The organism is Bacillus sp. 7884-1 (assembly GCF_002272245.1).
Taxonomy (GTDB): domain Bacteria; phylum Bacillota; class Bacilli; order Bacillales; family Cytobacillaceae; genus Neobacillus.
This window is the reverse complement of record NZ_NPDD01000096.1, coordinates 1-11,532: the sequence shown is the minus strand read 5'-3', so window position 1 is coordinate 11,532 and position 11,532 is coordinate 1. Positions and strand designations below refer to the sequence as shown.

General features: G+C 37.2%; 9 protein-coding genes. 8 read left to right on the top strand and 1 reads right to left on the bottom strand.

Going from position 1 to position 11,532, the window contains the following annotated elements; all coding sequences use genetic code 11:
• Window positions 1-67 precede the first annotated feature (67 nt).
• Window positions 68-1,183, bottom strand: coding sequence for a sporulation integral membrane protein YtvI (ytvI, locus tag CHI06_RS12560; RefSeq protein WP_095248897.1), 1,116 nt, complete (start codon window positions 1,181-1,183; stop codon window positions 68-70).
• A 106-nt stretch (window positions 1,184-1,289) separates the two neighbouring features.
• On the opposite strand from ytvI, the gene CHI06_RS12555 reads away from it, so the two are divergent.
• From CHI06_RS12555 to polA, 8 genes are all read left to right on the top strand, one after another.
• Entirely contained in the window at window positions 1,290-1,751 is a 462-nt protein-coding gene (locus tag CHI06_RS12555; RefSeq protein ID WP_095248896.1) for a DUF441 domain-containing protein, read from the top strand.
• 370 nt (window positions 1,752-2,121) lie between these two features.
• Window positions 2,122-3,240 carry a citrate synthase gene (gene citZ / locus CHI06_RS12550; RefSeq protein WP_095248895.1) on the top strand — a complete coding sequence of 373 codons (1,119 nt, stop codon included), beginning with the start codon at window positions 2,122-2,124 and terminating at the stop codon, window positions 3,238-3,240.
• A 146-nt stretch (window positions 3,241-3,386) separates the two neighbouring features.
• On the top strand, window positions 3,387-4,655 hold the full coding sequence (gene icd / locus CHI06_RS12545; protein WP_095248894.1) for an NADP-dependent isocitrate dehydrogenase: 1,269 nt from the start codon (window positions 3,387-3,389) through the stop codon (window positions 4,653-4,655).
• Between the two features lie 109 nt (window positions 4,656-4,764).
• Window positions 4,765-5,703: a malate dehydrogenase gene (gene mdh / locus CHI06_RS12540; RefSeq protein ID WP_095248893.1), complete on the top strand. Its 939-nt coding sequence runs from the start codon at window positions 4,765-4,767 to the stop codon at window positions 5,701-5,703.
• Between the two features lie 78 nt (window positions 5,704-5,781).
• On the top strand, window positions 5,782-6,258 hold the full coding sequence (locus CHI06_RS12535; protein ID WP_095248892.1) for a MaoC/PaaZ C-terminal domain-containing protein: 477 nt from the start codon (window positions 5,782-5,784) through the stop codon (window positions 6,256-6,258).
• 123 nt (window positions 6,259-6,381) lie between these two features.
• On the top strand, window positions 6,382-7,098 hold the full coding sequence (locus tag CHI06_RS12530) for a response regulator transcription factor (RefSeq protein ID WP_095248891.1): 717 nt from the start codon (window positions 6,382-6,384) through the stop codon (window positions 7,096-7,098).
• Entirely contained in the window at window positions 7,095-8,858 is a 1,764-nt protein-coding gene (gene pnpS, locus CHI06_RS12525; protein WP_095248890.1) for a two-component system histidine kinase PnpS, read from the top strand. The genes CHI06_RS12530 and pnpS overlap by 4 nt, the downstream gene beginning before the upstream one ends.
• Window positions 8,859-8,876: 18 nt before the next feature.
• Window positions 8,877-11,510 (top strand): DNA polymerase I, encoded by a 2,634-nt coding sequence (gene polA / locus CHI06_RS12520; RefSeq protein WP_095248889.1) that lies wholly within the window; start codon window positions 8,877-8,879, stop codon window positions 11,508-11,510.
• Window positions 11,511-11,532: the final 22 nt, after the last annotated feature.

Here is an 11,532-nt window from a genome sequence, read left to right as displayed (position 1 = left end):
TGATTATTCGAAGAAGCATTCCTTAGTGGAGCACAAATCAACAGCACCATTTAACACAGCCTTTCTCTTAAATTTCTTTTCCATTAATAAATGTCCATAGGTCGTGAAAAACATTCGCACGGTAGAGAGTGCTTAAGATTACCAATGTAACAGGACCAATAATTAACCCTAGGAAACCGATTAATTTAAATCCGACAAACAAGGCAATTAAGGTAGCTAATGGATCTAGTCCAATATTGGATGAAAGTATTTTTGGCTCCATTATTTGTCTTTGAACAATAACAAGTAAATAGAGAACGCCTAAACCTATTGCGAGACCCATTTCCCCTGTAATAATCTCATAAATAATCCATGGTACAAAAACCGCTCCGGTACCAAGGTAGGGAATGATATCAACGATACCCGTTATTAAAGCGATTGTAATTGCGTAATCAACCCTAAGGATTAAGAGACCGATTAAAATAATAACGGTTGTAATAGAAATGAGGGTCAATTGAGCCTTTAGAAAACCAAATAAAGCCTTTTGCAAATCGATAAATACAGTTTTACCACTTGATTTAGCCTTCTCAGGTAAAATGGTGCTGCCAAGACGTGAAAATCTGTCCCAATCCTTACTAATAAAGAAGGTTGCTAAGAAGGAGAAGATTAACACCGTTGCCGCATTAGGAAACCATGATAGTATCATTGGAATGTTTCCAAATAGATTTTGTAGGAAATTTCCAACAGTACTTCCAATGGTGGTGCCTACATTTTCAATATTCGTGATGATTGTATTTTGCTGCCCACTTTCTAGTTGGTTAAACATACTAGTTAATTGATTATAAAGAGGGATAATTTGAGCTGTAATAAACTTCTCGATGAAGCTAATTAATGTATCTAAATGCTCAGGAACCACTCTAGCTAGGTAGTTTGCTCCGGAAACAATTTCAGCCACTAATAGCGTGATTAAACCGGCAGCAAAGGCAAAAATACTGATTAAAGCTACAAATACTGCTAATCCTCTAGGCATGCGAAGCTTTTTTTCAAAAATGTTAACAATTGGATTGATAAAGAATGCAATTACTAAGGCAATTAGAAATGGATAAATCACTTTTGACAAATAATAAATTGATAGAAATGCGAGGATAACGATGGCAATTACGAAAATGAACCTTATCGTTCGAAATAAGTATTTTTTATCCAAAAACATGCCTCCTGATCTCATAATTAGGTAGGTCTAGTTTAACATTTTTTGTACAAAACTGCATGATTTTCCATATTTAGTTTTCAGAAAAGAAAGGATGAAAAAAATGTTTAATGGGTCATTATTGTTCTTGTTACTGCTATTAATGATTGGACTTATCGTAAAAAATAACTCATTGCTTGTTGCCATTATTGTATTAATCGTATTAAAATTGGGTGGACTAGATTCAAAATCCTTTACCTTTATCCAGAGTAAAGGAATTAATTGGGGAGTTACCGTTATAACGATTGCCGTTTTGGCTCCAATTGCCTCAGGGGAGATTGGTTTTAAGGATTTATCTAGTGCTTTTAAATCGCCTCTTGCATGGGTGGCTCTTATTTCTGGTATGATTGTTGCTCTATTAGCAAAGGGTGGAGTTTCTTTATTGGAACATGATCCGCATATTACAACAGCACTTGTTTTAGGTACCATTCTATCTGTATCCATTTTCAAAGGTGTGGCAGTTGGGCCTCTAATTGGCGCTGGAATAGCCTATACAGCAATGAAAATGATTAATTTTTTTAGTTAGCAATTTTGTAAAATAATATTTTTTTGAACTTTTCAGCTCCTTTTCGTTCACAAAAATCTGATAATTGTTTATAATAGGACTTGAAAGCGCATCCTTTTTTACATAAGTCACATAAATATGCTAGATTACTTGTAATATAACTTTTTTATTAAGGAAAAGTTACTTTGCTTGTTGGACCTATCCCGAGCAAGCGCTCAATCTAGATATTTGTAAAAAAGAGGCGCGCAATAGTTATTCTTAGACAATGTTTGAAATGAAGAATTTCTTTCAACATAGCTGTGGCCGATAACTGGTTTTAGCTGATAAAATACTTCTTTTTACAAATGGGTAATGGGTAATGAGGAATTTAGAATGAGAAGGAGAGATTTCTATGACAGTAACACGTGGTCTTGAAGGGGTAGTAGCAACAACTTCTTCTATCAGCTCAATCATTGATGATACGTTAACGTATGTCGGGTATGATATCGATGACTTAGCTGAAAATGCTAGTTTTGAAGAAGTAATTTATTTACTGTGGCACCGTAAATTGCCAACAGAGCCTGAATTAGCAGAATTAACAAAGCAGCTTTCTGAGAATGCCGCACTTCCACAAGAGGTTATTGAGCACTTTAAGATGTATCCTATTGATAAGGTTCATCCAATGGCTGCGCTCCGTTCAGCTGTTTCATTATTAGGACTTTATGATGAGGATGCAGACTTAATGGATTCAGAGTCAAATTATCAAAAGGCGATTCGACTTCAAGCAAAAATGCCTGCCATTGTAACGACATTTGCACGCGTTAGAAAAGGACTTGACCCAATTGCACCTAGAACAGATTTAAGTTTTGCTGCCAATTTCCTTTACATGCTGCTTGGTAAGGAGCCTGACGAAATTGCAGTAAAAGCTTTAGACAAAGCACTTGTTTTACATGCAGACCATGAACTAAACGCATCTACATTTACAGCAAGAGTTTGTGTGGCTACCTTATCAGATGTTTATTCTGGTGTAACCGCTGCAATTGGAGCACTTAAAGGACCACTACACGGTGGTGCAAACGAAGCAGTAATGAAAATGCTTAAAGAAATTGGTACAATTGAAAATGTTGAACCATATGTTCGCGGAAAACTTGAGAAAAAAGAAAAAATCATGGGATTTGGCCACCGCGTTTATCGCTTAGGTGATCCTCGTGCAAAGCATTTAAGAGCAATGTCCAAGAAATTAACTGAGTTGACAGGCGAACCACATTGGTATGAAATGTCTGAAAAAATCGAAAACATCGTCACTGGCGAAAAGAAATTACCGCCAAACGTAGATTTCTACTCAGCTTCCATGTACCACAGCCTAGGCATTGACCATGACCTATTTACACCAATCTTTGCAGTAAGCAGGGTTTCTGGATGGCTAGCTCACATACTAGAACAGTATGATAACAATCGTCTAATCCGTCCTCGCGCTGAATATACAGGTCCTGGCATGCAGTCATACGTTCCAATTAAACAAAGAGGTTAAATAAAATTTTACTTTTTTCAAAAAAATTGTTCTAATAGGATTGTATGAAAAGGTTAAAGATTGCAAATCTTTAACCTTGGATTCAATCTCTATAGGGACAAGGCGATTGATAAATACCATTGATACATAATAGGAGGAGAACAACTATGCATGGCGAAAAAATCACAGTAACAAACGGAGTATTAAATGTACCAAACAATCCAATTATCCCATTTATCGAGGGTGATGGTATCGGTCCAGATATATGGGCAGCTTCTGAGAGAGTTTTAAACGCAGCAGTAGAAAAAGCTTATAAAGGTGAGCGCAAATTAGTTTGGAAAGAAGTTTTAGCAGGAGAAAAGGCATTTAACCAAACTGGAGAATGGCTTCCAAAAGAAACTCTTGATGTTATCAATGAATATTTGATTGCAATTAAAGGCCCGCTTACCACTCCTGTTGGCGGTGGAATTCGTTCATTGAACGTTGCACTTCGTCAAGAATTAGATTTGTTTGTATGCTTACGACCAGTTAGATGGTTTGAAGGTGTTCCTTCACCTGTAAAGCGCCCGCAAGATACTGATATGGTTATCTTCCGTGAGAATACTGAAGATATTTATGCTGGAATCGAATATGAAAAAGGCACAGAAGCAGTTAAGAAAGTAATCGACTTCCTTCAAAACGAAATGGGCGTTAACAAAATTAGATTCCCAGAAACTTCAGGTATTGGTATTAAACCAGTTTCTGAGGAAGGAACAACTCGTTTAGTACGTGCAGCTATTAATTATGCGATTAAAGAAGGCCGTAAATCTGTTACACTTGTTCACAAAGGAAATATCATGAAATTCACAGAAGGCGCGTTCAAAAACTGGGGTTATGAGCTTGCTGAAAAGGAATTTGGTGATAAAGTCTTTACTTGGGCTCAATATGACCGTATTAAGGCTGAGCAAGGATCTGACGCTGCAAACAAAGCGCAGGCTGATGCAGAAGCAGCTGGCAAAATTGTGGTTAAAGATGCAATTGCTGATATCTTCTTACAGCAAATCCTTACACGTCCTCGTGAGTTTGATGTTGTTGCAACGATGAACTTAAACGGAGACTTCATTTCTGATGCTCTTGCAGCGCAAGTTGGCGGAATTGGAATCGCTCCTGGAGCAAACATCAACTATGAAACTGGACACGCTATTTTCGAAGCAACACATGGTACTGCACCTAAATATGCAGGACTTGATAAAGTAAACCCTTCATCTGTAATTCTATCAGGTGTATTACTGCTTGAGCACTTAGGCTGGAATGAAGCAGCGAAAATGGTTATTAAATCAGTAGAAAATACCATCGCATCTAAAGTAGTAACCTATGACTTCGCTCGTCTAATGGACGGAGCAACAGAAGTGAAAACCTCTGAATTTGCAGATGAATTAATTAAGAACATGGAATAGTAAAAAGCTTACGCACCTAGAGGCTGAATCTTAACAAGGATAATCAGGGCTGTTTTCGAACAGCCCTTTCGAATATCGACAATAATACTTTCAAAGGGGAGAGTTTAAAATGTCTTTAAAGCGTAAAAAGGTTTCCGTAATTGGCGGAGGTTTCACTGGTGCTACAACTGCATTCTTACTTGCACAAAAAGAATTAGGCGATGTCGTTTTAGTTGATATCCCACAAATGGAAAACCCTACAAAAGGAAAAGCATTAGATATGCTTGAAGCAAGTCCTGTTCAAGGGTTCGATGCCAATATCACTGGTACATCTAATTACGAAGATACTCGTGATTCAGATATCGTTGTTATTACAGCAGGTATTGCTCGTAAACCAGGAATGAGCCGTGATGATTTAGTTCAAACAAACCAAAAAGTAATGAAGGCTGTAACGGAGCAAATTGTGAAGTACTCTCCAAACTGTACAATTCTTGTATTAACAAACCCAGTTGACGCGATGACTTACACCGTTTTCAAAACATCTGGATTCCCTAAGAATCGTGTTATTGGTCAATCTGGTGTACTAGATTCAGCTCGTTTCCGTACATTTGTCGCACAGGAATTAAATCTTTCTGTTAAAGATATTACAGGATTTGTTTTAGGTGGCCACGGTGATGATATGGTTCCACTTGTACGTTATTCTTATGCTGGTGGTATTCCATTAGAAACGTTAATCCCTAAAGATCGTTTAGAGGCAATTGTCGAGCGTACTAGAAAAGGCGGCGGTGAAATCGTTAACCTTCTAGGAAATGGCAGTGCTTATTACGCTCCAGCAGCATCACTTGTTGAAATGTGCGAAGCCATCTTAAAAGATCAGCGCCGTGTTCTTCCTTCCATCGCTTACCTTGAGGGAGAATTTGGTTACGAAGGTATCTATCTTGGGGTTCCAACAATCCTTGGTGCGAACGGAATTGAAAAAGTAATCGAGCTTGATCTAACTGCTGAAGAAAAAGCAGCTCTAGATAAATCGGTTGAATCTGTTCAAAATGTAATGAAAGTTTTAGTGTAAGATAGACAAATTCGGGGAAAAATCTTCCCCGAATTTTTTCCACTATTAATGAAACCGTTTACAAAGGAGCGTAAAGGAATGCTTTTAGGGAAAAAAAGAAAACTAGGCAGGGAAATTAAAGAAATTTCAGTCGGAGAGAAATTAGCTTTAACAGAAAAAATTGAAGATAAAGACATACTTCTTTATTTAGGTTTAACGGATGATGCCAATCCTCTCTATATTCAGCATGATTACGCATCCCAGACACCCCATAAGAAACCGATTGTTCCTAGCATTATGCTGACAGGAATGATTACCTCGGCTGTTTCTAAGTACTTACCAGGACCAGGCAGTCATATAGTAAGCCAAGATATCCACTTTCCCAAGCCTGTTTATCATTACGGTACAGTTCACTTATTGTTAGAAATTGTTGAAGTTAATCATGATAATCACACAGTGAAGATGACGGTTGTAGGAAAAAATGAAAACGACGAAGTTGTGATTAATGGAAAACTTAATGTGTGTCCTCCTTATCGCATAGGGGGCATGGATGCTGGTGTGTTAGATAATTTTTAAAATCATTAAGGGATGTTATCCACATTCCTTTTTTTCGTTTCAAGGTTGATAGTGGGTATTCTTATTATTTCTATATTATAATGGAGTGAGGTGGAGAAATAGATAAAACTTTCGGAGGTTTTTATGAAAAATAAGGTACTAGTTGTAGACGATGAACAGTCAATTGTAACTTTGCTTCAATATAATTTGGAACAAGCTGGTTTTGAGGTAATCACGGCAATGGATGGATTAGCAGGCAAACAATTAGCTGAAAGTATGGCACCTGATATTATTGTTTTAGATTTAATGCTTCCGAAAATGGACGGAATCGAAGTATGCAAAGATCTTCGACAACAAAAAATTATGATTCCAATCCTAATGTTAACAGCGAAGGATGATGAGTTTGATAAAATCTTGGGTCTAGAGCTTGGTGCCGACGATTATATGATCAAGCCATTCAGTCCAAGAGAAGTGGTTGCCAGAGTGAAAGCAATCTTAAGAAGAGTTCAAATACAAACAAATAGTAATGAAGCGGACCAAACCGATGGCTCAACGATTATCATCGGAAACCTTCAAATCTTCCCTGATAAATATGAAGCTTATTTTAATAATCAGCAACTAGAATTAACCCTCAAGGAGTACGAATTGCTGCATTATTTAGCTCAAAATAAAAATCGCGTTTTAACTCGCGACCAATTATTAAGTGCAGTTTGGAATTATGAATTTGCTGGCGATACTCGTATTGTAGATGTTCATATTTCACATCTTCGTGAAAAAATTGAAAAGGATACAAAGAAACCTTCTTATATTAAAACGGTACGGGGACTAGGTTATAAACTCGAGGAGCCGAAGAGTGAATGAACAAATTCCACACAAAACTTTTGATTGCACTAATAATGCTAATTATTATCGGCTTAGTTGGGTTGGAAATTTTGTTAGGTCAGCTTTTTAAAAGTAACTACTTGGATACATACAATGAACGCTTAAATAAAGAAAGCAATCTGCTGAGTATGTATATTGAAAATAACGGTGGAGTGCAGTCAATCGATCATGAGGGTGTATTGAAAATAAGTAAAATACTAAATGTAAGACTTGCCATCACAGACACCAAAGGAGTCCTCCTTTTTGACAGCGGTAAAATGGAGACATCCAATAATAACGGGATAAAAGAAAATATCAATGAAGTTATAAAAGAAAAACCAAATAATGAAACCAAACTAGTGGAGCATAAAGATTATGACTTACACTATTCATGGAAACCCGTTTTAAATGCAGGGGAGAAAGAGGGTTACCTGTTCGTTATCACAAAAACGAGTGAGCTCAAAAAAGCTTATGGGCAAATTTGGTGGATTCTATCCATTAGCTTAGTTATGGCGCTGATCGTCTTTATGTATCTTGGATATAGAATAACAGCGAGATATATGAAACCAATAGAAGCAGCAACGAATGTAGCCATCGAATTGGCGAATAGAAATTACCGCGTCAGGATAGAAAGTAATGAATTAAATGAAACAAGTAAGCTAACCTCTTCCTTAAATATTTTGGCGCAAAATTTACAAGAAATGAGTAAAGCTCAAGAAATACAGCAAGATCGTTTAAGTGCACTGATTGAAAATATGGGAGCCGGACTGCTATTAATTGATAGCAGGGGTTTCATCAATTTAATTAATAAGGGATACGTTGAAATCTTTCAAGTGGACTTAGAGAATTCCTTAAATAAATTATATTATGAAGTCATTGAGCAGGAAGAAATCTGTCATGTTATAGCGGAGGTTTTCCGAACGGAACAAAAAGTCAGTAAACATCTTCTTCTTCCATTGGGAATTGAGAGAAGATACTTTGATGTTTATGGAATCCCCATTATCGGCATAAATAATGCTTGGAAAGGTGTTCTACTGGTTTTCCATGACATTACGGAGATTAAAAAGCTTGAACAAATGAGAAAGGATTTTGTGGCGAATGTTTCACATGAATTGAAAACGCCTGTTACCTCTATTAAAGGTTTTTCTGAAACGTTGATGGATGGTGCGATGAATAATCGAGATACGCTTGAAGCATTTTTATCCATTATAAATAAAGAAAGCAATCGGATGCAGTCATTGATTCAGGATTTACTTGATTTTTCTAAAATAGAGCAGCAGGAATTTAAGTTGAACATTCAGGACTTTGATCTCTACGAATTAATAAAAGAAGTTATTATGATGCTTAATAAAAAAGCAAAATCCAAAGATGTTCGTCTAGAACATGAGTTTAATAGGGAAGAATTATATATACAAGGCGATCATGATCGTTTAAAGCAGGTATTTATTAATATCATAACCAATGCAATCTTGTATACCCCGCCAAACGGGTATGTAAAAGTATCACTTTATGATTATGAAAAGACTGTGAAAGTCCATATAAAGGATACTGGTGTTGGAATCAAGCAAGAAGAAATTCCTCGTATTTTCGAACGGTTTTATCGTGTTGACCGTGCCAGAAGCAGGGACTCTGGCGGGACAGGTCTTGGATTAGCAATCGTAAAACATCTAGTTGAAGCACATCATGGGAACATCAGTGTGAAAAGCGCCCCTGGTGAAGGCAGTGAGTTTATCATCGAATTACATAAATATATGAATTAACCTGGAAGGGGTAAATGGATGGATAAGAAGAAATTAGTATTAATAGACGGGAATAGTATTGCTTACCGTGCGTTTTTTGCACTGCCCCTGCTAAATAATGATAAAGGCATACATACAAATGCTGTATATGGTTTTACCATGATGCTTAATAAGATAATGGAGGATGAAAAGCCAACCCATATTCTAGTGGCATTTGATGCAGGGAAAACAACATTCCGGCATAAGACTTTTGGTGAATATAAGGGTGGAAGACAAAAAACACCGCCAGAATTATCCGAACAATTCCCTTATATTCGTGAGCTTTTGGATGTTTATGGAATAAAACGCTATGAGCTTGAAAATTATGAGGCTGATGACATTATTGGAACTCTCTCATTATCTGCGGAAAAAGAAGGCTATGAAATTAAGGTAATTTCGGGAGATAAAGATTTAACGCAGCTTTCCTCTGAACATACGACGGTTGGTATTACTCGTAAAGGAATTACTGATATCGAGGAGTACACACCTGCTCATGTATTGGAAAAGTATGGCTTAATCCCTGAGCAAATTATCGATATGAAGGGGTTAATGGGCGACCCTTCAGATAATATACCAGGTGTACCAGGTGTTGGAGAAAAGACAGCGATTAAGCTGCTGAAGGAATTTTCAACTTTAGAAAAATTATTAGAATCCATCGATCAAGTGACGGGGAATAAATTAAAAGAAAAGCTAGAAGAATTTAAGGAACAAGCAAAGATGAGTAAGGAGCTTGCTACGATTGAAAGGCAGGCCCCAGTGGAAGTTTCTGTAGAAAATGCACTATACGAGGGCTTTGAAAGAGATAAAGTTGCAGCTCTATATAAAGAGCTTGGCTTTCATTCGTTGTTGGAAAAGTTAGGTGGAGACGCATCAAGGAATGAACAGCTTGAACTAGAAGAAATTGAGTTTGTGACCCCAGATGTGATAACAGATGATTTGTTTGCAGATGATAATTATTTTTATGTTGAAATGCTTGATGATAATTATCATTATGCCAATATAATTGGTTTTTCACTTGTAAATGAAAATGGATATTACTACTTTCCAACTGAGTTAGCCACGAAATCTGAGAGCTTTAAAAAATGGGCAGAAGATGAAACAAAAAAGAAAACCGTCTATGATGCAAAGCGGACGGAGGTATCTTTAAGAAGGTATGATATCCATTTAAAAGGGTCTAATTTTGATACATTAATGGCTTCCTATATTATTAATCCCTCAGAAACGATTGATGATATTTCTACGATTGCAAAAAAGTATGGGATTCAAATTCAATCTGATGAATCGTTTTATGGAAAAGGGGCTAAGCGGAAAATCCCTGAAGCATCGCTTACAGCCGAACACCTAGTTCGAAAAAGCCTAGCTATGTTTGATTTGAAACAGAAACTAGAGGATGAGTTAAAAACAAATGAACAATATGAATTGTTTACAGAGCTTGAAATGCCATTATCACTCATTTTGGCGGACATGGAATCTTGCGGAATCAAGGTTGATAGTGAACGCCTGCAAAGGATGGGCAGTGAAATCCATGACAGGCTTATCGAAATCGAAGGAAACATTTATGACTTGGCAGGAGAAAAGTTCAATATTAACTCAACCAAGCAATTGGGTGTGATTCTATTTGAAAAGTTAAACCTGCCATCCTTTAAGAAAACGAAGACAGGTTATTCCACATCAGCTGATGTTTTGGAAAAATTAGCAAATGATCATGAAATTATTGATCATATTCTCCATTACAGACAGTTAGGCAAGCTTCAGTCTACCTATATTGAAGGTCTCTTAAAGGTGATAAATCCAAAAACGGGTAAAATCCATACACGATATCAACAGACATTAACATCAACGGGCAGATTAAGCTCGATTGATCCGAACCTGCAGAACATACCGATTCGGTTAGAGGAAGGACGGAAAATCCGCCAAGCCTTTGTACCATCAGAGCCAGGATGGATTATTTTTGCTGCCGATTATTCGCAAATCGAGTTAAGGGTTTTGGCTGATATCGCTGGTGATGAAAAACTGATTCAGGCATTTAAGGATGACCTCGACATTCATACAAAAACAGCTATGGACGTATTCCATGTGAATGCGGGCGACGTAACCTCCAATATGAGAAGGCAGGCAAAGGCGGTTAACTTTGGTATAGTCTATGGAATAAGTGATTACGGTCTGTCACAGAGCCTCGGGATTACACGTAAGGAAGCTGGTCTGTTTATTGACCGGTATCTAGCAAGCTATCCTGGAGTGAAAGAGTATATGGACGATATCATTCATTCCGCTAAACAAAAAGGCTATGTCTCTACCCTGCTGCAAAGAAGAAGATATATTCCTGAGATTACCCATCGGAATTTTAACATTAGAAGCTTTGCTGAAAGAACAGCAATGAACACGCCAATTCAGGGAAGTGCAGCCGATATTATCAAAAAAGCGATGATCGATATGGCGGATGCGCTGAAGGATTATGGGTTAAAAACGAGACTGCTTCTTCAGGTGCACGATGAACTCATCTTTGAAGCACCAGAAGAGGAAATCGAAACACTGAAGAAATTAGTTCCTGATGTTATGGAAAATGCCCTCGAATTAAAAGTGCCATTAAAAGTAGACTATTCATATGGCCCAACATGGTTTGATGCGAAGTAGAAAAGCGGAAGCGCCTTGTTAA